The following is a 24214-nucleotide window of genomic DNA, read 5'->3' on the forward strand; positions in this document are numbered from 1 at the left end:
GCCAAGCGTTGAGAACACAGGCGCGGCGGGGCGGCGTCAATCCTCCAGCCGCAGAATCTCGCACGGTTCTCCCGCCAGAGCCGCCGGCGCGTGTGGCCGGCGGACGAGCAGCACATCGGCGCGGGCGAGGTTGCGCAGCATGGAGCTGTCCTGCACCGGCAGGGGCCGCACCAGCGGCACGCCCTCGGCATGGCCGACGATCTCGGCCCGCTGGAAATCCATACGCTGCTCGTTCGCCTTCACGTCGCCAGCGAGGCGCGCGGGCTCCAGCGCGGGATGGGCCGGCACGGCCAGTCCCTGCAGCGCCTTGATCAGCGGCACGAGGAACAGCAGCGCGCAGACATGCGCTGAAACCGGGTTGCCCGGCAGCCCCAGAACCTGCGTGCTCGTCGCGCCGGAACGGCCGAACATCAGCGGCTTGCCCGGCCGCAGCGCGATCTTGTGCACAGTGAGGTCGACTCCCTGCGCGGTGAGCGCCGGAGCGATGAGGTCATGGTCGCCCACCGAGGCGCCGCCCGTCGTGACCAGCACGTCGAAGCCGCCATCGAGCGCCGCCCGCACGCCGTGCTGCGTCGCCGCCATCGTGTCGGGCAGAATGCCGAGATCGACCACCTCCGCTCCGGCGCCACGGGCCAGGGCCGCGACGGAGTAAATGTTGGAGACGATCACCTGATGCGCCCCCGCGCCTGCCCCCGGCCGCACCAGTTCGTCGCCAGTGGACAGCAGCGCGACACGCGGGCGGCGCACCACGGATACCGCGTCGACATCGCCGGCGGCGACAAGAGCGAGGTCACGGGCGCGCAGGCGATGGCCGGCGGGCAGCAGCGTCTCGCCCGCCGCGAAGTCGCCACCGGCGCGACGGATGTGGCGGCCGGGCGTCGCCGCTTCCGTGACCGTGACCACATCGCCCGCGCGGCGCGTGTCTTCCTGAATCACGATGGCATCGGCGCCCTCGGGCAGCACGGCGCCGGTGAAGATGCGCACCGTGGTGCCGGGTTGCACCGCGCCGGCAAAGGGGCGGCCGGCGGCGGATTCGCCGATGACGGCGAGCGTTGCCCCGGTGTGGGTGGCATCCTGTGCCCGCAGCGCGTAGCCATCCATGGCGGAAACATCGGCGCCCGGCGTGGTGCGGCGGGCGATCACCGACCCGGCCAGCACCCGGCCGGCGGCGGTCTCCAGCGGCACGGTCTCGGCGCCGAGCGGAGCGGCAGTGGAGAGAAGGAGGGACAGCGCCTCCTCGACCGGCATCAGCGCCATGCTTCTCTCCTCAGTCGGCCTGCCAGTGGCCTGATCTACCACCGCTTTTTTCGAGCAGGCGGACATTGTCGATGCGCATGAAGCGGTCGGCCGCCTTGGCCATGTCGTAGACCGTCAGGCAGGCGACGGTGACGGCGGTCAGCGCTTCCATCTCGACGCCAGTCTGGCCGCTGGTGCGGACAGTGGCGTGGACGATGAGGCCAGGGAGACCGGCATCCGGCTCGATCTCCACCGCGACCTTGGACAGCAGCAGCGCGTGGCAGAGCGGGATCAGCTCATGCGTGCGCTTGGCCGCCATGATGCCGGCGAGCCGCGCCGTGCCGATCACATCGCCCTTCTTGGCATTGCCGGAGAGGATGAGGTCGAGCGTCTCCGCCCGCATCGTCACCTGCCCCTCTGCCACCGCCACGCGGTCGGTCACCGCCTTGTCGGCGACATCGACCATGTGGGCGGCGCCGGCGGCGTCGAGATGGGTGAGGCGGGGCGCGTCGCTCATCGCTCAGCCGGCCGCGCGCGCGGGCAGGGCGGGAGCGAGCAGGGCACGCGTCGCCGCCGCCACATCCGCCTGCCGCATCAGGCTTTCGCCGACAAGGATGGTGGCGATGTTGACCCGCGCCAGCCGGGCGATGTCGTCGGGCGTGAAGATGCCGCTCTCGCCGACGATCACGCGGTCCGCCGGGATGCGCGGGGCGAGGCGCTCGGAGGTTTCCAGCGTCACGTCGAAGGTGCGCAGGTTGCGGTTGTTGATGCCGACCAGCTTCGCCGGCAGCTTCAAGGCGCGGTCGAGTTCGGCATCGTCATGCACCTCGACCAGCGCGTCCATGCCGAGGCCATGGGCGGTCTCGACCAGATCGAGCGCAAGCGCGTCATCGACCGATGCCATGATGACGAGGATGCAGTCCGCGCCCCAGCTGCGTGCCTCGAACACCTGATAGGTGTCGTAGAGGAAGTCCTTTCGCAGCGCCGGCAGCGCGCAGGCGGCGCGGGCGGCGACGAGGAATTCCGGCGCGCCCTGGAAAGATGGGCCGTCGGTCAGCACGGACAAACACGCCGCGCCGCCGGCCTCATAGGCCTTCGCCAGCGCGGGCGGGTCGAAATCGGCGCGGATCAGCCCCTTGGACGGGCTGGCCTTCTTGATCTCGGCGATCAGCGCGGTGGGGCCTTCGGCGATCTTGGCCTCGATCGCCCGCAGGAAGCCGCGCGCCGGCGGCTGCGCCTCGGCGCTCGCGCGCACCTGCACGAGCGGCCGCTCGCGCTTGGCGGTGGCGATCTCCTCGCGCTTATAGGCGCCGATCTTTTCCAGAATGTCGGCCATGGCGCCCTCCTACTCCGCCGCCGCCAGCGCCGAGGTGGCGATCAGCCGGTCGAGCGCCGCGGCGGCATGACCGCCATTAAGACTGGCGCGGGCCAGCTCCAGCCCGGCGCCGAGGTCGTCCGCCTTGCCGGCGACGACCAGCGCGGCGGCGGCATTGAGCAGCGAGACATCGGCATAGGCACTCGGCTCGCCTGCCAGCACGGCGCGCAGCGCCAGCGCATTGGCAGCGCCATCGCCACCCTTCAGCGCCTCCGGCGTCGCGCGGGCGAGGCCGAATTCTTCCGGCGTGATCTCGAAGCTGCGGATGGTGCCATCCTTCAGCTCGGCCACTTGGGTCGGGCCGGTCGTGGTGATCTCATCCAGCCCGTCGGAGCCGTGCACCACCCAGGCATGGGTCGACCCCAGCGTGCGCAGCACTTCGGCGAGCGGCTCGACCCAGGTGCGGGCGAACACGCCGACCATCTGCCGGGTGACGCCGGCGGGATTCGACAGCGGGCCGATGAGGTTGAAGATGGTGCGCGTGCCCATTTCCACCCGCGTCGGGCCGACATGCTTCATCGCGGGGTGATGGGCCGGAGCGAACATGAAGCCGATGCCGGCGTCGCGGATACAGGTGGCGATCTGCTGCGGGGTGAGGTCGATCTTCACGCCGAGCGCCATCAGCACGTCGGCCGCGCCGGATTTGGAGGACAGCGCGCGGTTGCCGTGCTTGGCCACCGGCACGCCGGCGCCGGCGACGATGAAGGAGGCGCAGGTGGAGATGTTGTAGGAGCCGGAAGCATCGCCCCCGGTGCCGACCACGTCCACCGCCTCCGCCGGCGCGTCCACCCGCAGCATCTTGGAGCGCATGGTGGTGACGGCGCCGGCGATCTCCTCGATCGCCTCGCCGCGCACCCGCAGCGCCATGAGGATGGCACCAATCTGGGAGGGTGTCGCCTCGCCGGACATCATCACGTCGAAGGCGGCGGCGGCTTCCGCGCGCGTCAGCGTGGTGCCGGTCGCCAGCTTGCCGATAATGGGCTTGAGATTGTCCATCTGGCTCTGCGTCCCCGCCTGTTGTGCCGCGCTCACGCCGCCCGCTCCCGGCCGGGGCCGGCATTCCAGGCGCGCGCGAGATCGAGGAAGTTCTTGAGAATGGTGCGGCCGTGCTCGGAGGCGATGCTTTCCGGGTGAAACTGCACCCCGTGAACGGGCAGCGTGGTGTGCGACAGGCCCATGATGAGGCCGTCATCGGTCTCGGCCGTGACCGCAAGCGTGTCAGGCAGCGTGTCGCGCTTCACAACAAGCGAGTGGTAGCGCGTCGCCTTCAACGGGCCGTTGATGCCATGGAACACGCCGTCATTGCGGTGGTGGATTTCCGACAGCTTGCCATGGATCGGCTGGGGCGCGCGCACCACATCGCCGCCGAACACTTGGCCGATGGCCTGGTGGCCGAGGCAGACGCCGAACACCGGCACGCCGTCCTTGGCCGCCCGCTCGATGAGCGCGCAGGAAATCCCGGCCTCGTTCGGGGTCGCCGGGCCGGGCGAGATGACGATCGCCTCCGGCTTCAGCGCCATCGCCTCGTCGACGGTGAGCGTGTCGTTGCGGTGCACCTCCACCTCGGCGCCGAGCCCGCCAATGTAGTGGACGAGGTTCCAGGTGAAGCTGTCGTAATTGTCGATGAGCAGGATCATCGTGCGTCCATCCGCCGGCCTGATGCCGGCTGTGAGAAGGTCTAGGGGCTGTTCCGGCGCGGGGTCAAGCCGCGCCGCCGGGCGATGGTGTCTATCGCCAGCCCCGCCATCGCTCGTGGCGCCGATCCCTGCTCATGGCCTTACTGCCCCCTGCCGGCCCGGGCGGCGAAGCGCACGGCTTCCTCGCCGGCGCGGAACAGTGCCTTGGCCTTGTTGACGCATTCCTGCAATTCGCTCTCCGGCACGGAATCATAGACGATGCCGGCGCCCGCCTGAACATACATCCGCCCGTCCTTCACCACGGCGGTGCGCAGCACGATGCAGGTGTCCATCTCGCCATCGGCGCCGAAATAGCCGATGGCGCCGGCATAAATGCCGCGCTTGTCGCGCTCCAACTCGTCGATGATTTCCATCGCCCGCACCTTCGGCGCGCCGGATACCGTGCCGGCGGGAAAGCCGGCGGCCAGCGCGTCCAGCGCATCGCGGCGCGGGTCGAGCGCGCCTTCGACATTGGAGACGATGTGCATGACCTGGCTGTAGCGCTCGATGAAGAAGCTGTCGGTGACTTCGACCGTCCCGATCTTCGCCACGCGGCCGACATCGTTGCGGCCGAGATCGAGCAGCATCAGATGTTCGGCCCGCTCCTTCGGGTCGGCGAGGAGCTCTTCCTCCAGCGCCTTGTCCTCATGCGGTGTGGCGCCGCGCCGGCGGGTGCCGGCGATCGGGCGGATGGTGACGGTGTCGTTCCGCAGACGCACCAGGATTTCCGGGCTGGAACAGACCAGCGAGAAGCCGCCGAAGTTGAAATAGACGAGGAACGGCGCCGGGTTGATCCGCCGCAGTGCCCTGTAGAGCGAGAACGGCGGCAGCGCGAAGGGGGCCTCGAAACGCTGGGAGAGCACCACCTGGAAGATGTCGCCGGCGCGGATATACTCCTTCGCCCGCTCGACCATGTCACGATAGGCCGCTGGCTCGGTGTTGGACTGCGGCTCCACCGCCTGGTGGAACGCGTCTTCCGAGGGCAGGTTGGGCAGCGCGCTGTCGAGCGCGGCGATCACCTTCTCCAGCCGCTCGCGCGCCGCCTCATAGGCGGCGGTGGCGGTCACGTCCTGCGTCGGGCGCACAGGGGTGACGACGGTAATTTCGTCGCGCACCGCATCGAACACCACCATGACGGTGGGGCGGATGAAGATCGAATCCGGCACGTCGATGACATCGGGCTTGGGCGCGGGAAGCCGCTCCATCTGCCGCACCATGTCGTAGCCGAGATAGCCGAACACGCCCGCCGCCATGGGCGGGGCGCCTTCGGGCAGATGAATGCGCGATTCCTCCACCAGCCGGCGCAGCGAGACCAGCGGCTTGTCCGGGCAGGGCTCGAAGGCATCGGCGTCGCTGGCGGCGCGGCGGTTGATCTCCGCCTTGTCGCCATGGCAGCGCCAGATCACATCCGGCTCGATACCGATCATCGAATAGCGCCCGCGCGTGGCGCCGCCCTCGACCGATTCGAGCAGGAAGCTGTTCGGCCGCTCGCCGGCGATCTTGAGGAAGGCCGAGACCGGGGTTTCGAGATCGGCGATGAGCGTGGTGGTGACCACCTGCGCCTCGCCGCGCTGATAGGCGGCGGCAAAGTCCGCCGCTTCGGGAGTGAGGCTCATGACCCGCGTTCCGCCTCAGTTCACCGCGTCGGTGCCGACGATCTGGTCGAGCGCGGCACGGTTGATGCGGGCGCCGAGCCGGCTCTGCAGCTCGACGAGGTACTCCGTCATCAGGTCGTTTTCCATGCTCGTGCGCAGGTCGGACAGCAGCTTCTCGTCGGTGGCGGCGGTGGCCGCCGGCACGACGGCGCGCAGCACCTGGAACAGCAGCCGGCTGTCGCCGCCCTCGGCGAGCGCGCTGCCGACGCCACCCTCGGGCGTCTCGAACACGGCGGCCATGATGTCCTGCGGCACGCCGTCTGCGGTGCGGCCACGGCGCAGGCCGTTGGCGGCGCGCAGTTCGAGCCCGGCCTCGGTCACGGCCTGGTCGAAGGGCGTGCCGGCGGCGATCTTCGCCTTGATCTCCTCGACCTTCTTGTCCAGCGCCTGTGCGGCCTGGTCCTGCTTCCAGCGCTCCAGAACCTGCGCGCGCGCCTCCTCGAAGCTGCGATCGCGCGGCGGGGTGATCTCATCGACCTGGTACCAGACATAGCCGCCATTCTGCGGCAGCTGGACCGGCTCGTTCTCCTCGCCGACCGCGGTGGCGAAGGCGCCGCGCAGCACGTCCGAGCGCGCGGGGAAGGAAGCAATCGCGCTGCCGTCCGGGGCCTGGCCCTGAACGCTGGTGTCGAAATTCTGCACGGTGAGCCCGAACTTGCCGGCGACCTCGGCGAGCTGCGCGCCGCCGGCACGCTCGTCCTCGATCTTGTCATAGGTCGCGAGCATGGCCCGGCGGGCGGCATTGACCTGCAGCGCCGCCTTGATCGCCGGCGCCACTTCCTCCAGCGGCTGCACGCTGCCGGGGGTGATGGCGCCGATATGGACGATGACGGGGCCGAAGCGGCCGGCGACCACGTCGCTGGTGCCGTTGGCGGGCAGGGAGAAGGCGGCGTCGGCCACCTGCCGGTCGATGATGTCAGCGCGCGAGACCTCGCCGAGGTCGACATCCTTGGCGCTCAGCTTGCGCTCGGCAACGATGTCGGCAAAGGCCGTCCCGGCCTTGATGCGGTCGGCGGCGGCCTTGGCTTCGTCCTCATTGGGGAAGACGAGCTGCTGCACGACGCGCTTTTCCGGCGAGCCATAGGTGGAGAGATTGGCGTCGTAGGCGGCCTTGACCTCGGCGTCGGAAACGGTCTCGCTGGCCGCCAGCGCTTCGGGGGTGAGCACCAGCACGCCGATCTTGCGGTATTCCGGCGCGCGGAAGGCGACCTTGCGTTCGTCGAAGAACTTCCGCAGTTCTTCGTCCGACGGGTCGGCCGGGGCGGCGAGCGAGGCCGGCGTCAGCATCGCGTAATTGACGGAGCGCTCCTCGCCCTCATAGCGGGCAAGCGCGCCCTTCAGCACGGCCGGCACTTCGATGCCGCCGCCCAGCGACTGGATCAGCTGCTGGCGCAGCGCCAGCGCCCGCTCGGCGGCGACGAAGCGCGCCTCGGTGAAGCCGTTGGAGCGCAGGAGCTGGTTGAAATAGGCGGGATCGAAACTGCCGCTCGGGCCATGGAAGGCCGGGTTCGACTGCACCCGCCGCGCGATCTCCTCATCCGACAGGGCGAGGCCGAGCGCCTTCGCCTGGTCGTTGAGGGCCGCTTCGGCCAGCTGCTCGTTCAGCAGCTGGTCTGGAATGCCAAAGGCCCGCGCCTGATCGGGCGTGATGCCGCGCTTGAGCTGCTGGCTGATCTGCTGCAGCCGCTCCTGATAGAGCTGCCGGAATTCCGGCACCGTGATCTCGGTGTCGCCGATGGTCGCCAGCGTCTGGCTGCCGAAGCCGCGGAACACGTCGGCGATGCCCCAGACCGCGAAGCTGAGGATGAGGAGACCCATCAGGATCTTGGCGACAATTCCGGAAGCGCTCTTACGCAGGGTCTCAAGCATATGATTCTCGTCTGGCGTCGTGCGGGCGACGGCCCGGGGCGCGAAAGGCGCGCATAATAGGGAGGCGTCCCCGTCGCCGCAACGGCACTTCTGCGCGCTTCCCGCGACGAAAGCCGCTGCACAGGCAGCCTTGCTCTGTTAAGAGGCGAAGGCGCGGAGCTTTCACAGTGCAGGAGCTTGGAACGGTATGAAGATGCGTCGTCCGCTGGTCGCCGGCAATTGGAAGATGAACGGCCTCAAGGGCTCGCTCGGCGAGTTCGCCGCCATCGTCGATGGCTATGACGCCGCGCTCGCGGCCAAGGCCGATCTGCTGGTCTGCCCGCCGGCGACGCTGCTCTCCGCGTTCGCGGCTGCTGCCGGCGCTGTCGGCGTCGGCGGACAGGACTGCCACGCCAAGCCCTTCGGTGCCCATACCGGGGACATCGCCGCCGAGATGCTGGCCGATGCCGGGGCGCGCGCCGTCATCGTCGGTCACTCCGAGCGGCGTCAGGACCATCGCGAGAGCAATGGCCAGGTGCGGGCCAAGGCCGAGGCGGCGCGCCGCGCCGGCCTCATCGCCATCGTCTGCGTCGGCGAGACGCGCGAGGAGCGTGAGGCCGGGCAGGCGCTCGATGTGGTACGTGGCCAGCTGGAGGGCTCGATCCCCGACGGTGCCACCGCCGCCGGTCTGGTCGTGGCCTATGAGCCGGTCTGGGCGATCGGGACCGGCCTCACCCCCACCAATGACGACATCGCCGAGATGCACGCCGCGCTGCGCGGGGCGCTCACCGCGCGGTTCGGCGCCGAGGGGGAGGGGTTCCGCCTGCTCTATGGCGGCTCCGTGAAGCCGGAGAACGCGCGCGAGATTCTCGCCGTGCCGGATGTGGACGGCGCTCTGGTCGGCGGCGCGAGCCTCAAGGCGGAGTCTTTTCTCGCCATTGCCCGCGCCTATCTGTAAGGCGGCGTCTTCCGGCCGCCCGCCAACAATCCCTGTGGTCGGGCGGCTGGAAACGCCGGGCGCAATCGTGTAGGAACGCGCCCAACACGTGCGGCGGGCGAGTTCAGGATTGGGCTCGCGTGCCGCTGCATGAGCATTTTGAAGGCGTCAGATGCAAACCGTACTCATCGTCATCCATCTCATGGTCGTGCTGGCCCTGATCGGCGTGGTGCTGATTCAGCGTTCCGAAGGGGGCGGGCTCGGCATTGGCGGCGGGGGAGGCGGTGGCGGCGGCTTCTTCAGCGCCCGTGGGACGGCGAATGTGCTGACCCGCGCGACGGCGATTCTGGCGGGGCTGTTCTTCGTCACCAGCCTGTCGCTCACCATTCTCGCCGGCTGGGGGCGCGGTCCGACGACGATTTTCAACGCCCCGGCCGCCGTTCCCGGTGCGCCCTCGGCTCCCGCTCCCGGTGGCTCCGTGCTGGACCAGCTCAACGCCGCCCAGCCCGCGCCGCCGGCCGCTCCCGCCGCGCCGCAGGCTCCGCAGTCGCAGTGATAACGGTGCCGCGTCGACACGCGTCGGCGCGGCCCTCGGTTTAGCCACAGGCGGGCGCCCGTTCGGCAAGGCGGGCCCTCGTCGAATCGCGTTTTTGCCGGTAGAAACCAAAACCCATGGCGCGCTACATCTTCATCACCGGCGGCGTCGTGTCCTCGCTTGGCAAGGGCCTCGCCTCCGCCGCACTCGGTGCATTGTTGCAGGCCCGTGGGTACAAGACCCGGCTGCGCAAGCTCGACCCTTATCTCAACGTCGATCCGGGCACGATGAGCCCGTATCAGCACGGCGAAGTCTTCGTCACCGACGACGGCGCCGAGACCGATCTCGATCTCGGCCATTACGAGCGCTTCACCGGCCGTCCCGCGACCAAGCAGGACAACATCACCACCGGGCGCATCTATCAGGACATCCTCACCAAGGAGCGGCGCGGCGACTATCTCGGCGCCACCATCCAGGTGATTCCGCACGTCACCAACGCCATCAAGGACTTCGTGCTTTCGGGCAATGAGGGCTACGATTTCGTGCTGGTGGAGATCGGCGGCACGGTCGGCGATATCGAGGCGATGCCGTTCCTGGAGGCGATCCGCCAGATCGGCAACGAGCTACCGCGCCGGCACTGCATTTATATCCACCTCACTTTGCTGCCCTTCATCCCGTCCGCCGGTGAACTGAAGACCAAGCCGACGCAGCATTCGGTGAAGGAGCTGCGCTCCATCGGCATCGCGCCGGACATCCTGCTCTGCCGCACCGACCGCGAGATCCCGCGCGAGGAGCGCCGCAAGCTTGGCCTGTTCTGCAATGTCCGTGAGAGCGCGGTGATCGAGGCGCGCGATGCCGACAGCATCTATGCCGTGCCCTCGGCCTATCACGAGGCCGGGCTCGATACGGAAGTGCTGGCGGCCTTCGGCATCGAGCCGGCGCCCGAACCGGACCTCACGCGCTGGAAGAAGGTGGAAGCCGGCATCCGTAACCCGGAAGGCTCGGTCACCATCGCCATTGTCGGCAAGTACACGGGGATGAAGGACGCTTATAAGTCCCTCATCGAGGCGCTGACCCATGGCGGGCTCGCCAACAATATGCGGGTCAATCTCGACTGGATCGAGAGCGAGATTTTCGAGCGCGAGGACCCCGCGCCCTTCCTTGAGCACGTTCACGGCATTCTCGTGCCCGGCGGCTTCGGCCAGCGCGGCGCCGAGGGCAAGATTCGCGCGGCCCAGTTCGCGCGCGAGCGGCGCGTGCCCTATCTCGGCATCTGCTTCGGCATGCAGATGGCGGTGATCGAGGCGACGCGGAACCTGGTTGGGGTGGAGAAGGCCAATTCGACCGAATTCGGCCCCACCGAGGAGCCGGTGGTCGGCCTGCTCACCGAATGGCTGCGCGGCAATGAGCTGGAGAAGCGCGGCATTGGCAGCGATCTCGGCGGCACCATGCGGCTCGGCGCCTATCCCGCCGCGCTGGCCGAAGGCAGCCGGGTGGCGGAGATTTATGGCGACACCTCGATCTTCGAGCGCCATCGCCACCGCTACGAGGTCAACATGGCCTATCGCGAGCGGCTGGAGGCCTGCGGCATGCTGTTCTCCGGCCTCTCGCCGGATGGGCTGCTGCCGGAGATCATCGAGTATCCCGATCACCCCTGGTTCGTCGGCGTGCAGTTCCATCCCGAACTGAAGTCGCGCCCCTTCGAGCCGCACCCGCTCTTCGCCTCCTTCATCGGCGCGGCGGCGGTGCAGAGCCGGCTGTTCTGAGCGCCGGCGGACGTATCGTCGCCCGCATTCGGCGCGCCCTGCCAAGGGGGCGCACCGGCCCGGACAGGCGCGCGGCAGGACGCTGATCCCTGGCCGCGCCCGTCCACCTTGCCCATGCTCGCCCCTCGCCGATAGTCGAGGCTGGTTCACCAGCCGTCGGCGTGCTCTGATGGTGCCTGGGATTCTCGCCCGGCGCCGCATGTGCCGGGCAAGCAGGGGAGAAGGTGCTGGTGGAGCGCGGTCTTGATCACGTCGTCCATGTCGTCCGCGACCTCGAGGCGGCGGGCGAACTCTACGACATGCTCGGCTTCACGGTCGGCACGCGCAACCGCCATCCCTGGGGCACCGACAACCGCATCGTGCAGCTACCGGGTTTCTTCGTCGAGCTGCTTGAGATCGCCGACGCCGAGAAGATCCCGCCGCAGGACGTGACGCGCTTCTCCTTCGGCGCCTTCAACCGCGATTTCCTCGCCGAGGTCGGCCCCGGCCTGTCCATGCTGGTGCTGGAAGGGCGCGACGCCGCCATCGACAAGCTGGAGTTCGACACGGCCGGGATCGGCGGCATCGACCTGTTCAGCTTCGAGCGTGAGGGCAAGCGGCTCGACGGCGTGGGCGTCAAGGTCGCCTTCAACCTCGCCTATGCGCGCGATCCGGCTTCGCCGCATGCCGGCTTCTTCACCTGCCAGCAGCTCTTCCCGGAAAATTTCTGGTCGGTGGATCTGCAACGCCACATGAATGGCGCGCAGAGCGTGGTGGGGGTGGTGATGACCGCCGCCGACCCGGCGGCCCATACCGGCTTTCTCGCGGATTTCGCCGGCATGGATGCGCGGCGCGCCGTCGAGGGCTGGTACATTCTCAAGACCCCGCGCGGCGATATCGACGTGATGAGCGACGCGCTGTTCACCCAGCGCTTCGGGGTGCCGGCGCCGTCCGGCCCGGGGCTGCGCCTCGCTGCCGTGCGCTTCGGGGTCGCGGATATGGACCGCCTGCGCCGGCGGGTGTCGTCCTCGCGCATGTCGGTGGAGGATATTGAAGGCGTGGTCGTGGTCGGCCCGAAGGCGGCGTTGGGGGCGACGCTGGTGTTCGAGGCGGCAGAAGCCTGAACCGAACCGTTCCTGAGACGAAAAGCAAAAGCCCCGGAATCGCTTCCGGGGCTTTCTTTATTCACAAGGAGAGCGGAGCGGAGCCCTCCCGCGGTATCAGCCGATCTCCTCCGGCAGCGCCTGCGGCTGGGCCGCGCGGCCCGGCAGGAGCGCCATCGCGCGGCCGCGCAGGGCGCGCCAGGTGGCGAAGGAATTGAGCGTCGAACCTTCCAGCCAGCCAATGCCGGCGGCCGCCAGGAAGGGAAGGCTCTGGATCGCCAGCGCCAGGGCGAACAGGTCGACTTCCACCACGGCGTGCCAGTTGGTCAGGCGCAGGCCGATGGCGGCGAGCATCAGCCCGGCGCCGATGATCGCTTCCGGCAGCGCCGGGAAGGCGCGGGCGGCGTCGGCCAGCCAGGAACCCTTGGCGGTACGGGCGAAGGCGAGGTCCTTGTAGCGGAAGCTGTCATAGACCGCCTTGGCCACGGTGAACTGCACCGCCATCGCCGCAAACGCCGCGCCGATCATGCGCACCGGCGTCGTGGCGACGCGCAGGCGGTAGAGGGCGATGAAGTGCAGCAGATAGATGCCGAAGCAGAACACGATCGGGATGGTGAGAATGCGCTGCGGCACCGCGATGCCGAGGCCGAGCACGAAGGGCACCCAGAGCAGCGACAGGATCGCCACCAGCGCACCGACGCTTTCCGAGCCGAGCCAGCTCATCCAGCCGATGCTGAACTCGCGCCGCTGCGCCGGGGTCAGACGCGTGCCGGCATTGGGCAGCATGCGGCGCCAGTGCTTCTTGATGATCTGCATGCCGCCATAGGCCCAGCGGTGGCGCTGCTTCTTGAACGAGGCGAAGTCGTCCGGCAGCAGGCCCCAGCCATAGCGCTCATTGGTGTAATGGCTCTTCCAGCCGCGCTCGACGATGGCGAGGCCGAGATCGGTGTCCTCGCAGATCGTGTCGCTCGACCAGTCGCCGGCCTCGACCATGGCGGCCCGGCGCATCAGGCACATGGTGCCATGCACGACGATGGCGTCATGCTCGTTGCGCTGGACCATGCCGATGTCGAAGAAGCCGGCATATTCGGTGTTCATCGCCTCGTGCAGCAGGCTGCGGTCGGCGTCGCGATGGTCCTGCGGCGCCTGCACGATGCCGACGGTAGGGTCCTCGAAGGTCGGCACGAGGTTCATCAGCCAGTTCGGATCGACGACATAGTCGGCGTCGATGATGCCGATGATCTCGGCGTCCGGCGCGGTCTGCAGCATGGCCTCGCGCAGCGCGCCGGCCTTGAAGCCTGCCACCTTGGGCAGGTTGATGAACTTGAAGCGCTCACCGAGCTCGCGGCAATGGGCCTCGATCGGCTCCCAGAAGGCCGGGTCGGGCGTGTTGTTGATGATGACCAGGCATTCGAAGTTCGGCCAGTTCAGCCGGGCGACGCTGTCGAGCGTCTGCTTCAGCATCTCCGGCGGCTCCTTATAGGCCGGGATGTGGATCGATACCTTGGGCGTGCGCGAGGGCGCGGAGGCGTTCTCCTTGCGCAGCAGCCGGCGCGGGGTGCGGCCGAAGGCGATGGTGGAGAGTTCCTCCACCCGGTAGAGCATGACGATGACGAGCGGCACCAGCAGCACGAGGCTGACGACCATGGTCACCATGTTGCCGCCGACGACATAATGCGTCAGCCAGTGGTCGGTGACGGTCGCCACCCAGGCGCCGGCAAGGTTCGCCGCGCCGACCATCACCAGCGCCTGCGGCAGGGTAAGGCGGGCGAAGCGGAACACCGGCAGCGAGAAGGCGATGCCGAGCAACAGCGCGATGGCGGCGGTGGCGTTGTAGGTCGAGGGGGTGATCGGGCCGGCCATCGGGAACTTGGCGACGCGGTTGGCGTCGAGAATGCCCCAGTATTGGCCGACGCTGCCCTCGAAGCTCTTCCACGGGGCGTCGAACGCCTCGATGAGGTTGTATTCGATGCCGAGCGCATCGGCGCGGGCCGCGAAGGTGCGGATGATCTGCGCCTGTTCGACCTCGCCGGGGATGGCGCTGTCGCGGTTATAGCCCTGGCTCGGCCAGCCGAACTCGGCGATGACGATGCGCTTGCCGGGATAGGTGGCGCGCAGGCGGTCATAGATGGCGATGGTGTGGTCGACCACCTGCTCCGGCGTCACGCCTTCCCAATAGGGCAGCATGTGAGCGGCGATGTAGTCGACGGCGGACACCAGCTCGGGATGGTCGAGCCACACGTCCCAGGTCTCGCCGGTGGTTACCGGCACATTGGTCTCACGCTTCACCCGGCGGATCGTCTCGATCAGCTGCTCGGGCGTGCGCTCGGCGCGCAGGATCGACTCGTTGCCGACCACGATGCCGACCACGTTGGAATTCTTCTTCGCGACCTCGATGGCGTTGGTGATTTCGCGCTCGTTGCGCGCCTCGTCCTCGTCCAGCCAGGCGCCGACCGTGGTCTTCAGCCCCTTCTCGGCGGCGATCTTCGCCACCAGGTCGAGATTGCCGGTCGAGGCATAGGTACGCACGCCGCGCGTATAGGGCGCCACCGCCTCCACATCGGCGCGGATCTGCGCCTCTGTGGTCGGCTCACCCTTGTCCGGGTTGGCGTCGCGGCCATACGGCGCGAACGACATGCTTTGGAAGCGATCGGGTGCGGCGGGAGCGGAAACCTCCTGACGCAGAGCCAGCCAGACAAAGGCATGGACGCACGTCACAACCGCAACAGCTGCGGCAGCGACACGAATGGCGGGGCGCATGAGACAAACCCACGATAAAGGGGAGGCTGACAGGTTGATTATAATACAGTTTCAACGCACGTGCAGCACGATCTTTGCCGCGGCGCGCCAAAGCGCGTCACGCCTGCCGACAATGCCGCTCTGCAGCGAAGAATGCGTCAGTGGGAGAATGGTTCCCCACTATGGCGGCCACATGACGCGCCGATGACGCGCCGGGGGCCGCGACGCGGATTCATTGCGCAGGTGCAGCAGGCGCCGGCGTCGGGGTAGCAGGCTGCGCGTCGGGGTTGACCCAGCAGGCATGAACGCGCTCGGACAGGCGCTCCTGCGCCTTGCTGTCGATATTGCCCTGGCGGACGAGGCAGCGGAACGCGATCTTCAGATGCTCGGTCGGGCAGCCAAAGCGCTCATAGAGTTCGAGATGCCGGCGGGCGGTGTCGATGTCGTCGCGCCACAGCAGCATGGCGATGCGGCGTCCGGACCACACGCATTCCGGCAGGCCAGCATTGCCCGGTAGCTTGGCCGCCTCGGCATATTCCTCTACCGAGCGGCGCTGCGCCTCTTCCTTCGCCTGTTCCTCCGGCGACTTCTGTTCGGCGGCCTTCTGCTCCGGGGGAGCGCTTTGCGCCCACGCGCCGCCGGCCGCTGCAGACATCAGGATCAGGCCACCGAACAGGGCGGCGGCGAAGGGACGTACGGAGCACACCATGGGAGAAACGTCACACGCAAAAGAGGAAACACCGGACCGGCGAGGACAGTAGGAGAAGCAATCGAATTTGTCAGCATGACGGCGGGTGCCGAGCGCCGCAGGCGACGCAAAATTTCATAGCTTTGCACACGCCTCTTGCCGTGGCCGCAAAGCCCCGTTACCCGGCAGGGTGGACGAGCCGTAACACCCGTGCCCACGCCCTTTGACGAAGCCCCTCGCGACCGAGCCCGCTCGGCGCGTCCCTGGCGGAGATGTCTCGCATGCGACTGCCCCTTGCCCTCGCCGCCCTCGTCTGCGCGGCGATTGTCGCTGTCTGGGCGTGGCTCGGGCAGCCGGTGCCGGCACCTTTCGCCCCGATGGCGGCGAGCGAGAAGCTGCCCTGCGTCTCCTATGCCCCGTTCCGGCCCGGGCAGAGCCCGTTCACCGAGGATGTGGCGTTCTCCCCGGAGCAGATCGACGATGATCTTGCCCGCCTGTCCAAGATCACCCACTGCGTGCGGACCTATTCCTCGATCCAGGCCGGCCTTGCCGCCGTGCCGGAGCTCGCACGCAAGCATGGCCTCACCGTGCTCCAGGGTATCTGGATCGCCGCCGATCCCGTGCGCAACCGCGCCGAGATCGAAGGCGGCATCAAGGCGGCGAAGGAGAACCCGGATGTCGTCAAGGCCGTCATCGTCGGCAATGAGGTTCTCCTGCGCGGCGAGCAATCGGCCAACGACATTGCCGGTTTCCTGAAAGAGGTGAAGGCGAAGATTCCGCCGGAAGTCCCCGTCACCTATGCCGATGTCTGGGAGTTCTGGGAGCGCAACCGCTCGCTCGCAGATTCGGTGGACTTCGTCACCGTCCACATCTTGCCGTTCTGGGAAGACATGCCGGTGCCGGCCGAGGACTCTGTCGCCCATCTCGGCGAAATCCGCGAGCATGTCGGCGAAATCTTCGCCGGCAAGGATATTCTCATCGGCGAGACCGGCTGGCCGAGCGAGGGCCGCATGCGCGAAGGGGCGCTGCCCTCACCGTCCAACCAGGCCAATGTGATTCAGGAATTGCTGGCGCTCGCCAAGGCCAAGAACTACCGGCTCAACGTCATCGAGGCTTTCGACCAGCCGTGGAAGCGGGTGCTTGAGGGCACGGTCGGCGGGCATTGGGGCTTCCTCGACGCCTATACGCGCGAATTCAAGTTCACCTGGGGTGAGCCGGTCTCCGACCATCCCTATTGGATGGCGCAGGCGGCGCTCGGCGTGGGCTTCGCCGGCGTCCTGTTCGCGCTCGCCGGCTGGGCCGGGCGGCGCGCGGGCGGACGGCCGCTTGGCGTGCGGGAATGGTCGGCGGTGGCCGGCATCGCCTTCTTCGCCGGGCTGATGATCGGCCGGCTTCTGGCATCGGTGCCCGGCGAGAGCCTCGGCGTCGGCGGCTGGATCCGCGGCGCGGCGCTGGTCGGGCTGGCGCTGCTGGTGCCGATGGCCTGCGCGGTCGCGGTCGGGCGGCGCACCCGCCTCATCACCCTGACGCTGGCGCTCAACAGCGAGGCGACGCCCGGCGCGCCCTTCTTCGATCGCTGCCTGGCGCTGGTGCTCGCGGCCTCGATCGTGCTCGCCGCGCAGATCGGCTTCGGGCTGGTGTTCGATCCGCGCTACAAGGATTTCCAGTTCGCCGGGCTGACGCCGATCATCACCGCCTTCGCCTTCTACGCCGTGGTCGCCGGGCCCGGACGCGTCACCGAGGGGCGGCAGGCGGAGGCGATTGCCGCCGGGCTGTTCCTCGCCGCCGGCCTCTATGTGCCGCTGAACGAGACGCTGGCGAACTGGCAGGCGCTGTGGACCGGCAGCCTGTTCGTCGTGCTGGCCCTTACCCTCTGGCGCCTCGCCACGGCCGGGCGAAGGATATGAGCAGCAACCCGCCGGCGAGGCCGGCGAGGTTGTTGTTGTAGACCACCAGCCCGGCGCAGGTCGCCATCAGCGCCAGGGTGAACATCACAAGCGAGGGGCGGATCAGCTGGAGGGTGGCGCCGATCAGCGCGGCGATGCCGAAGGCCGACTGGCTGAACAGAGCGATCACCGTCCCCCGCGTCTCGCAGGTGAGGGTTTCCAGCGTCCGGCAGGCAAGACCGACCGAGGACTGTTCCAGCAGCGCATAGCGGACATAGATCGCCCAGCCGAGGGCGAAGGCGCCGAGCGCGATGATGACATTGGCGGCGCGGGCGCCGGGCAGGAAGCTGCGATGGGCCACGGTGTCGGTCCTTCTGCGGCGGGCGTTCGTCGGCAGGGCGCTGCATCGCATGCCGCAGCCGGGCGATCAATCCGCCGGGCGCGGTGCGGGTTCCCGCCGCCGGGTGGCGAGAATCACCCCGCCCAGAATCAGCACGAAACCCACGGCGTGGTAGAGGTGCAGTTCCTCCCCCAGCAGCAGCACCGCCAGCAGCACGCCATAGACCGGCATGAGATAGAGCACATTCGCCGTTATCGGCGCGCCGGCCACCTTGATTGCATACTGGAACAATCCGAAAGCCAGCACAGACGGGAAGATGGCGAGAAAGGCGATCGATCCCCACGCTTCCAGCGTCCACGGCGTCGCCGCCCCGCTCGCCGCTTCCCACAGCGCCAGTGGCGCCAGCAGCAGCGTGCCGGCAATGGCATTGGCGGCGAAGGCGGTCTGTCCGCCGAGCTGGCTCAGCGGTCCCTGGCGCAGCATCAGCGAATAGATCGCCCAGGCGACCGCCGCCACGAAGATGCCGAGATCGCCGCTGTTGAACTGCAGGCCGAGCAGCCGGCCCAGCTCGCCATGCACCGCGATCAACGCGATGCCGGCGAAGCCCGCCAGAGAGCCGATCAGCTGGATCGCCGGCAGTCTCTGGCGCTTCAGCAGCGCATCCAGCACCACGATCATCAGCGTGGCGGTGGTGTAGATCAGCGTCGCATTGGCGGCAGTGGTGTGCCGGAGCGCGACATAGACATTGCCGCCGCACAGCACCATGCCGAAAAAGCCCAGCAGCAGCACGCGCCACCATTCCCGCCGCAGCAGTTCGCGATGGCGCAGCAGCGCGCCCGCCGTCATCGGCAGGAGTATCGCCACCGCCAGCAGCCAGCGCCAGAACGCCAGCGACCAGGGTGGCACCAGCTCCGCCACGGCGCGGCCGACGATGAGATTGGTGGAAAAGAACAGCGGCATCGCCAGCAGCGCCGCGATCGCCCACGGGTCGTGCGCGAGGCCGGGCGCGGCGGGCGGGGAATCGCGGCGTGTGTTGGGGCGAGAGTCCATGGCGCGTGGTGATACACGCTTCCCCACCCGCCGTCGCGGGTTCGGCGGGCGCCGAGAACGCCGGGCGGTCTTTTCGCGCCGTTCCCATCGGGCTAGATAGCGCCTTCCCGCGAAAGCCCTGCCCGGGCCGCGTCCCGCGTGCCGCTCTGGAGACCGCCGATGCGCCAGCTTCTCGTCATCGTCCTCGCCGCCGGGGAGGGCACGCGCATGCGTTCGGCGCTGCCGAAGGTTCTGCACGCGGTCGCCGGACGGCCGATGGTGGCGCATGTGCTGGACGCGGCGCTCGCCGCCGGCGCGGCGCGGCTCGCCGTGGTGATCGGTCCCGACCACGACAAGGTGGCGACGGAGGTGCGCCGCGTGGCGCCGGAGGCCGAAATCTTCGTGCAAACCGAGCGGCGCGGCACGGCCCATGCCGTGCTGGCGGCGCGGGCGGCGTTGGAGCGCGGTTTCGACGATGTGGTCGTCATGTATGGCGACACGCCGCTGGTGCAGCCGGAAACCCTCGCCGCACTGCGGGCGCCGCTGGCGCAGGGCGCCGGTGTTGCCGTGCTTGGCTTCCGCCCCGCGGACCCCACCGGCTATGGCCGCCTCGTCACCGAAGGCGGCGAACTTCTCGCCATTCGCGAAGAGAAGGAGGCGAGCGAGGCCGAGCGCGCGATTCGCCTGTGCAATGCCGGGCTGATGGCGCTCGATGGAAGGGTGGCGCTCGACCTTCTCGACCGTGTCGACGACGCCAATGCCAAGCGCGAATTCTACCTTACCGACGTGGTTGCCATCGCCCGCGCGCAGGGCCGCGCCGCCGCCGTGTGCGAGGTGGCGGCCGAGGAAGTGGCCGGCGTCAACAGCCGCGCCCAGCTCGCCGAGGCGGAAGCCATTTTGCAGCGGCGTCTGCGGGCGCGGGCGCTGGAAGCGGGGGTGACACTGGTGGCGCCTGAAACCGTGTTCCTCTCGGCCGATACGACCTTCGGCCGCGATGTGATCGTGGAACCGAACGTGGTGTTCGGCCCCGGCGTGCGGGTGGAGGAGGGCGCCACGATCCGCGCCTTCAGCCATGTTGAGGGCGCGCATGTCGGCGCCGGCGCCATTGTCGGCCCCTTCGCCCGGCTGCGTCCCGGCGCGGCACTGGGGCAGGGGGTGCATGTCGGCAATTTCGTGGAAATCAAGGCCTCCGACCTCGCGGCCGGCGCGAAGGTGAATCACCTGTCCTATGTCGGGGATTCCAGTGTCGGAGCGAACACCAATATCGGCGCGGGCACCATCACCTGCAATTATGACGGCTTCCGCAAGCACCGCACCACCATCGGCGCGAACGCCTTTGTCGGCACCAACAGCCTGCTGGTGGCGCCGGTGAGCGTCGGCGACGGCGCCTATATCGGCACCGGCTCGGTCATCACCGATGACGTGCCGGCGGACGCGTTGGCCATTGGCCGGGCGCGGCAGGTCAACAAGCCGGGACTGGCGGCGCGGCTGCGGGCGCGGCTCTCCGCCGGGCTCGCGCCGAAGAAATGACACGAAGCCGGCGATACGAAGCGACACCGGAATTGATTTCAACGCTTCGGTGACGGCCGGTTAAACCCGCCATCGTAGCCTCGCGGATCGTCGCTTCACGAAAGGGCCCGGCTCATGTGTGGAATCATCGGCATTGTCGGCACCGAGCCGGTTGCGGATCGCCTGATCGACTCGCTGAAGCGGCTGGAATATCGCGGTTATGATTCCGCCGGCATCGCCGCGCTGCAGGGCGGGCACATTTCCCGCCGCCGCGCCGAAGGCAAGCTGCGCAATCTGGAAGAGGTGCTGCGCCAGACGCCGCTGGAGTCGCGTATCGGCATCGGCCACACACGCTGGGCCACCCATGGCCGGCCCAGCGTCGCCAATGCCCACCCCCATGCCACCACGGAAGTCGCGGTGGTGCATAACGGCATCATCGAGAATTTCCGCGAGCTGCGCGACGAACTCCTCGCCTGCGGCGCCAATTTCGAAAGCGAGACCGACACCGAGGTCGTCGCCCATCTGGTGACGCGGGAACTGCGTGCCGGCCTCAGCCCCACCGACGCCGTGGCGGCGGCGCTGCCGCGCCTTCAGGGGGCCTTCGCGCTCGCCTTTCTGTTCGACGGCGATGAAGACCTGCTGATCGGCGCCCGCAAGGGCAGCCCGCTCGCCATCGGCTATGGCAAGGGCGAGATGTATCTCGGCTCCGACGCCATCGCGCTCGCGCCCTTCACCGACACCATCGCCTATCTCGAAGATGGCGACTGGGCGGTTCTGCGCGCCAAGGGGATCGAGATCCGCGATTGCGCGAACCATCGGGTGGAGCGCGCGGTGCAGAAGACCACCGCCACCGCCTTCCTCATCGAGAAGGGGGCCTTCCGCCATTTCATGGCCAAGGAGATGCACGAACAGCCCGAGGTCGTCGCGCACACGCTGGCGCATTACCTCGACATGGCCAACGAGACGGTGCAGCTGCCCGAGCTGCCTTTCGACTTCGCCAAGCTGGAGCGCGTCTCCATCGCCGCCTGCGGCACCGCCTATTATGCCGGGCTGATCGCCAAATACTGGTTCGAGCGCTATGCGCGCCTGCCGGTGGAGATCGATGTCGCCTCGGAGTTCCGCTACCGCGAGGCGCCGCTGCCAGCCAATGGGCTTGCCATCGTCATTTCGCAGTCCGGCGAGACCGCCGACACCCTCGCCTCGCTGCGCTATGCCGGGCAGGAAAAGCAGCATCTGCTCGCGGTGGTGAACGTGCCGACCTCCACCATCGCCCGCGAAGCGCATGCGGTGCTGCCGACGCTGGCCGGGCCGGAGATCGGCGTTGCCTCCACCAAGGCCTTCACCTGCCAGCTGGCGACGCTGGCGGCGCTGGCCGTCGCGGCCGGGCGCGCGCGTGGCGTGCTCTCGGAGGGGGAGGAGCGGGGGCTGGTGCATGCACTGGTGGAAGTGCCGCGCCTGATGAATCGCGCGCTCGATCTCGGCCCCGACATCGAGCACCTCGCCCGCAGCTTCGCTAAGACCAAGGACGTGCTCTATCTCGGCCGCGGCACATCCTTCCCGCTGGCGATGGAAGGGGCGCTGAAGCTCAAGGAAATCTCCTATATCCATGCCGAGGGCTATGCCGCCGGCGAGCTCAAGCACGGGCCGATCGCGCTGATCGACGAGAACATGCCCGTGGTGGTGATCGCCCCGCACGACGCCGTGTTCGAAAAGACCATGTCGAACATGCAGGAAGTGGCGGCGCGCGGCGGGCGTATCATCCTCATCACCGATGAGGCCGGCGCGAAACATGCGGCGCTGGAGACCGAGGCGACGCTGGTGCTGCCGGACATGAACCCGTTCATCACCCCGCTTGTCTACGCCCTTCCGGTGCAACTGCTCGCCTACCATACGGCGGTGGCGATGGGCACGGATGTCGACCAGCCGCGCAATCTGGCGAAGTCCGTCACGGTGGAGTAGGGGCCTCGCGCCGTCATCCCGGATCGGCCTGCGGCCGTCCGGGATGACGGTGTGCGGCTCTCATCCCCGCCCGCGATAGGGCGCGACGCCCTGGTCCGGCAGCCACACGCCCTCAAGCGGCGCGCCGCTCTGCCAGAACACGTCGATTGGGATGCCGCCGCGCGGGTACCAATAGCCGCCGATGCGCAGCCAGCGCGGGCTGAGCAAGGCGTGCAGTCGCAGACCGATGGCGACGGTGCAGTCCTCATGGAAGGCGCCATGGTTGCGGAAGCTGCCGAGATAGAGCTTCAGCGATTTCGATTCGACCAGCCAGCCGTCCGGCACATAGTCGATCACCAGCTGGGCGAAATCCGGCTGTCCCGTTACCGGGCACAGAGACGTGAATTCCGGTGCGGTGAAGCGGGCGACGTAGTTCGTGCCGGGGTGCGGGTTCGGCACCTTCTCCAGCACCGCCTCGTCCGGGCTGGCGGGCAGGGCTGTGGGGCGGCCGAGCTGGGTTGTGCCGTCGGCGATGTCGGTCATGGCGGGGCTCCATGCGGGGAGGGGGCGGGCGATATGTCGCTGGCACCTCTTTCGCATGTCACATGGCCGGAGTAGAAGCGCCTCGACCATCCTGACCGAGTTGAGCATTGGGGAAACGTATGACCGCCATCGTCGATATCGTTGGGCGTGAAATCCTGGACAGCCGCGGCAATCCCACCGTCGAGGTGGATGTGATGCTGGAAGACGGCTCGCAGGGCCGCGCCGCCGTCCCCTCGGGCGCCTCCACCGGCGCGCATGAGGCCGTCGAGCTGCGCGACGGCGACAAGGCGCGCTATCTCGGCAAGGGCGTTCTCAAGGCTGTCGAAGCGGTCAATGGCGAGATCTTCGACGCCATTGGCGGCATGGACGCCGAGGACCAGCCGGCCATCGACCAGATTCTGATCGAGCTGGACGGCACGCCGAACAAGTCGCGCCTCGGCGCCAACGCCATTCTGGGCGTCTCGCTGGCGCTGGCCAAGGCCGCAGCGGCCGCCCGCGACCTGCCGCTCTACCGCTATGTCGGCGGCGTGAACGCCCGCACCCTGCCGGTGCCGATGATGAACATCATCAATGGCGGCGCCCATGCCGACAACCCGATCGACTTCCAGGAATTCATGATCCTGCCGGTCGGCGCCCCGACCTTCGCGGAAGGCCTGCGCACCGGCGCGGAAATCTTCCACACGCTGAAGAAGGCGCTCAAGGACGCCGGCCACAACACCAATGTGGGCGACGAGGGCGGCTTTGCCCCCAACCTGCCCTCCGCCGACGCCGCGCTCGCCTTCGTCGTCAAGGCGATCGAGACCGCTGGCTACAAGCCGGGCGAGGATGTGTTCATCGGCCTCGACTGCGCCTCGACCGAGTTCTTCAAGAACGGCAAGTACGATTATGAAGGCGAGGGCGCGGTGCGCGATATCGAAGCGCAGGTGAAGTACCTCGCCGATCTCGTCGGCCGCTACCCGATCTGCACCATCGAGGACGGCATGGCCGAGGACGATTGGGCGGGCTGGAAGCTGCTCACCGACACCATCGGTTCCAAGTGCCAGCTGGTGGGCGACGACCTGTTCGTCACCAACGTCACCCGCCTGTCGGCGGGCATCACGCAGGGCGTCGCCAACTCGATCCTGGTGAAGGTCAACCAGATCGGCTCGCTCACCGAGACGCTGAACGCGGTGGAGATGGCGCACAAGGCTGGCTACACCGCCGTCATGTCGCACCGCTCGGGCGAGACGGAGGATTCGACCATCGCCGATCTCGCGGTCGCCACCAATTGCGGGCAGATCAAGACCGGCTCGCTGGCCCGCTCGGACCGCACCGCCAAGTACAACCAGCTGCTGCGCATCGAGCAGGAACTGGGCCCGCAGGCGATCTATGCCGGCCGTTCGGCGATCAAGTCGCTGGCCTGACAGCAGAAACGTCCGCTCTAGAATGCGAA

General features: G+C 68.3%; 20 protein-coding genes. 8 read left to right on the forward strand and 12 right to left on the reverse strand.

Translation table 11 applies throughout. The features are described 5' to 3' along the window. Positions 1-36 precede the first annotated feature (36 nt). The 7 genes from glp to ACO07Z_RS22525 all read right to left on the reverse strand — a co-directional run bounded on the left by glp (position 37) and on the right by ACO07Z_RS22525 (position 7811). On the reverse strand, positions 37-1257 hold the full coding sequence (glp, locus tag ACO07Z_RS22495) for a gephyrin-like molybdotransferase Glp (RefSeq protein ID WP_421700724.1): 1221 nt from the start codon (positions 1255-1257) through the stop codon (positions 37-39). A gap of 10 nt (positions 1258-1267) precedes the next feature. Next, the gene (moaC, locus tag ACO07Z_RS22500; protein WP_421700725.1) at positions 1268-1753 is read right to left on the reverse strand and encodes a cyclic pyranopterin monophosphate synthase MoaC; all 486 of its coding nucleotides are present in this window, start codon (positions 1751-1753) and stop codon (positions 1268-1270) included. 3 nt (positions 1754-1756) lie between these two features. Further along, the gene (trpC, locus tag ACO07Z_RS22505; RefSeq protein WP_421700726.1) at positions 1757-2572 is read right to left on the reverse strand and encodes an indole-3-glycerol phosphate synthase TrpC; all 816 of its coding nucleotides are present in this window, start codon (positions 2570-2572) and stop codon (positions 1757-1759) included. A gap of 9 nt (positions 2573-2581) precedes the next feature. Continuing rightward, the gene (gene trpD, locus ACO07Z_RS22510) at positions 2582-3607 is read right to left on the reverse strand and encodes an anthranilate phosphoribosyltransferase (RefSeq protein ID WP_421700866.1); all 1026 of its coding nucleotides are present in this window, start codon (positions 3605-3607) and stop codon (positions 2582-2584) included. A gap of 32 nt (positions 3608-3639) precedes the next feature. Continuing rightward, a complete protein-coding gene (locus tag ACO07Z_RS22515; RefSeq protein ID WP_421700727.1) occupies positions 3640-4248 on the reverse strand; it encodes an anthranilate synthase component II in 609 nt (202 codons plus the stop codon). Positions 4249-4388: 140 nt separating this feature from the next. Beyond that, positions 4389-5903: an anthranilate synthase component I gene (gene trpE / locus ACO07Z_RS22520; protein WP_421700728.1), complete on the reverse strand. Its 1515-nt coding sequence runs from the start codon at positions 5901-5903 to the stop codon at positions 4389-4391. Positions 5904-5918: 15 nt separating this feature from the next. Next, entirely contained in the window at positions 5919-7811 is a 1893-nt protein-coding gene (locus ACO07Z_RS22525; RefSeq protein ID WP_421700729.1) for a SurA N-terminal domain-containing protein, read from the reverse strand. A 187-nt stretch (positions 7812-7998) separates the two neighbouring features. On the opposite strand from ACO07Z_RS22525, the gene tpiA reads away from it, so the two are divergent. The 4 genes from tpiA (at position 7999) to ACO07Z_RS22545 (ending at position 12131) form a co-directional block, all read left to right on the forward strand. Continuing rightward, positions 7999-8748, forward strand: coding sequence for a triose-phosphate isomerase (gene tpiA / locus ACO07Z_RS22530; protein ID WP_421700730.1), 750 nt, complete (start codon positions 7999-8001; stop codon positions 8746-8748). Positions 8749-8899: 151 nt separating this feature from the next. Further along, complete coding sequence (gene secG, locus ACO07Z_RS22535) at positions 8900-9283, forward strand: preprotein translocase subunit SecG (RefSeq protein WP_421700731.1); 384 nt, start codon at positions 8900-8902, stop codon at positions 9281-9283. Positions 9284-9399: 116 nt separating this feature from the next. Continuing rightward, positions 9400-11028, forward strand: coding sequence for a CTP synthase (locus ACO07Z_RS22540; RefSeq protein WP_244376433.1), 1629 nt, complete (start codon positions 9400-9402; stop codon positions 11026-11028). 230 nt (positions 11029-11258) lie between these two features. Then, positions 11259-12131, forward strand: coding sequence for a VOC family protein (locus ACO07Z_RS22545; RefSeq protein WP_421700732.1), 873 nt, complete (start codon positions 11259-11261; stop codon positions 12129-12131). Between the two features lie 96 nt (positions 12132-12227). Here ACO07Z_RS22545 and ACO07Z_RS22550 read toward each other — a convergent pair whose 3' ends face one another. Both ACO07Z_RS22550 and ACO07Z_RS22555 read right to left on the reverse strand, forming a co-directional pair. Next, the gene (locus ACO07Z_RS22550; protein WP_421700733.1) at positions 12228-14747 is read right to left on the reverse strand and encodes a glycosyltransferase; all 2520 of its coding nucleotides are present in this window, start codon (positions 14745-14747) and stop codon (positions 12228-12230) included. Positions 14748-15081: 334 nt separating this feature from the next. Then, positions 15082-15558 carry a hypothetical protein gene (locus ACO07Z_RS22555; RefSeq protein ID WP_421700734.1) on the reverse strand — a complete coding sequence of 159 codons (477 nt, stop codon included), beginning with the start codon at positions 15556-15558 and terminating at the stop codon, positions 15082-15084. 260 nt (positions 15559-15818) lie between these two features. On the opposite strand from ACO07Z_RS22555, the gene ACO07Z_RS22560 reads away from it, so the two are divergent. Further along, positions 15819-17444 (forward strand): beta-1,6-glucan synthase, encoded by a 1626-nt coding sequence (locus ACO07Z_RS22560; RefSeq protein WP_421700735.1) that lies wholly within the window; start codon positions 15819-15821, stop codon positions 17442-17444. On the opposite strand, the gene ACO07Z_RS22565 is transcribed toward ACO07Z_RS22560, so the two are convergent. Both ACO07Z_RS22565 and ACO07Z_RS22570 read right to left on the reverse strand, forming a co-directional pair. Beyond that, entirely contained in the window at positions 17404-17784 is a 381-nt protein-coding gene (locus tag ACO07Z_RS22565) for a hypothetical protein (protein WP_421700736.1), read from the reverse strand. The two genes, ACO07Z_RS22560 and ACO07Z_RS22565, sit on opposite strands and share 41 nt — an antisense overlap. Before the next feature lie 66 nt (positions 17785-17850). Continuing rightward, the gene (locus ACO07Z_RS22570) at positions 17851-18813 is read right to left on the reverse strand and encodes a DMT family transporter (RefSeq protein WP_421700737.1); all 963 of its coding nucleotides are present in this window, start codon (positions 18811-18813) and stop codon (positions 17851-17853) included. Between the two features lie 159 nt (positions 18814-18972). Between ACO07Z_RS22570 and glmU the strand changes: the two genes are divergently transcribed. Together glmU and glmS are read left to right on the forward strand one after the other, a co-directional pair. Further along, positions 18973-20322, forward strand: a complete 1350-nt coding sequence (gene glmU, locus ACO07Z_RS22575) for a bifunctional UDP-N-acetylglucosamine diphosphorylase/glucosamine-1-phosphate N-acetyltransferase GlmU (RefSeq protein WP_421700738.1) — start codon at positions 18973-18975, stop codon at positions 20320-20322. A gap of 114 nt (positions 20323-20436) precedes the next feature. Further along, the gene (glmS, locus tag ACO07Z_RS22580) at positions 20437-22260 is read left to right on the forward strand and encodes a glutamine--fructose-6-phosphate transaminase (isomerizing) (RefSeq protein ID WP_421700739.1); all 1824 of its coding nucleotides are present in this window, start codon (positions 20437-20439) and stop codon (positions 22258-22260) included. Between the two features lie 60 nt (positions 22261-22320). Here glmS and queF read toward each other — a convergent pair whose 3' ends face one another. Further along, positions 22321-22782, reverse strand: coding sequence for a preQ(1) synthase (gene queF, locus ACO07Z_RS22585; RefSeq protein ID WP_421700740.1), 462 nt, complete (start codon positions 22780-22782; stop codon positions 22321-22323). 119 nt (positions 22783-22901) lie between these two features. Here queF and eno point away from each other — a divergent pair, with 119 nt between their 5' ends. Next, positions 22902-24185: a phosphopyruvate hydratase gene (eno, locus tag ACO07Z_RS22590; RefSeq protein WP_244376443.1), complete on the forward strand. Its 1284-nt coding sequence runs from the start codon at positions 22902-22904 to the stop codon at positions 24183-24185. The last annotated feature ends 29 nt before the right edge of the window (positions 24186-24214 follow it).

The organism is Ancylobacter sp. (genome assembly GCF_965229075.1).
Taxonomy (GTDB): domain Bacteria; phylum Pseudomonadota; class Alphaproteobacteria; order Rhizobiales; family Xanthobacteraceae; genus Ancylobacter.

Excerpts from the sequence above, each read along its gene's own strand:
- ACO07Z_RS22525 (WP_421700729.1), bottom strand. The coding sequence starts at position 7,811 with ATGCTTGAGACCCTGCGTAAGAGCGCTTCCGGAATTGTCGCCAAGATC.
- ACO07Z_RS22540 (WP_244376433.1), top strand. The coding sequence starts at position 9,400 with ATGGCGCGCTACATCTTCATCACCGGCGGCGTCGTGTCCTCGCTTGGC.
- glp (WP_421700724.1), bottom strand. The coding sequence starts at position 1,257 with ATGGCGCTGATGCCGGTCGAGGAGGCGCTGTCCCTCCTTCTCTCCACT.
- ACO07Z_RS22555 (WP_421700734.1), bottom strand. The coding sequence starts at position 15,558 with ATGGTGTGCTCCGTACGTCCCTTCGCCGCCGCCCTGTTCGGTGGCCTG.
- glmS (WP_421700739.1), top strand. The coding sequence starts at position 20,437 with ATGTGTGGAATCATCGGCATTGTCGGCACCGAGCCGGTTGCGGATCGC.
- ACO07Z_RS22515 (WP_421700727.1), bottom strand. The coding sequence starts at position 4,248 with ATGATCCTGCTCATCGACAATTACGACAGCTTCACCTGGAACCTCGTC.
- ACO07Z_RS22570 (WP_421700737.1), bottom strand. The coding sequence starts at position 18,813 with ATGGACTCTCGCCCCAACACACGCCGCGATTCCCCGCCCGCCGCGCCC.
- ACO07Z_RS22560 (WP_421700735.1), top strand. The coding sequence starts at position 15,819 with ATGCGACTGCCCCTTGCCCTCGCCGCCCTCGTCTGCGCGGCGATTGTC.
- queF (WP_421700740.1), bottom strand. The coding sequence starts at position 22,782 with ATGACCGACATCGCCGACGGCACAACCCAGCTCGGCCGCCCCACAGCC.
- eno (WP_244376443.1), top strand. The coding sequence starts at position 22,902 with ATGACCGCCATCGTCGATATCGTTGGGCGTGAAATCCTGGACAGCCGC.
- trpD (WP_421700866.1), bottom strand. The coding sequence starts at position 3,607 with ATGGACAATCTCAAGCCCATTATCGGCAAGCTGGCGACCGGCACCACG.
- glmU (WP_421700738.1), top strand. The coding sequence starts at position 18,973 with ATGCGCCAGCTTCTCGTCATCGTCCTCGCCGCCGGGGAGGGCACGCGC.
- ACO07Z_RS22550 (WP_421700733.1), bottom strand. The coding sequence starts at position 14,747 with ATGTCGTTCGCGCCGTATGGCCGCGACGCCAACCCGGACAAGGGTGAG.
- trpE (WP_421700728.1), bottom strand. The coding sequence starts at position 5,903 with ATGAGCCTCACTCCCGAAGCGGCGGACTTTGCCGCCGCCTATCAGCGC.
- secG (WP_421700731.1), top strand. The coding sequence starts at position 8,900 with ATGCAAACCGTACTCATCGTCATCCATCTCATGGTCGTGCTGGCCCTG.
- moaC (WP_421700725.1), bottom strand. The coding sequence starts at position 1,753 with ATGAGCGACGCGCCCCGCCTCACCCATCTCGACGCCGCCGGCGCCGCC.
- trpC (WP_421700726.1), bottom strand. The coding sequence starts at position 2,572 with ATGGCCGACATTCTGGAAAAGATCGGCGCCTATAAGCGCGAGGAGATC.
- tpiA (WP_421700730.1), top strand. The coding sequence starts at position 7,999 with ATGAAGATGCGTCGTCCGCTGGTCGCCGGCAATTGGAAGATGAACGGC.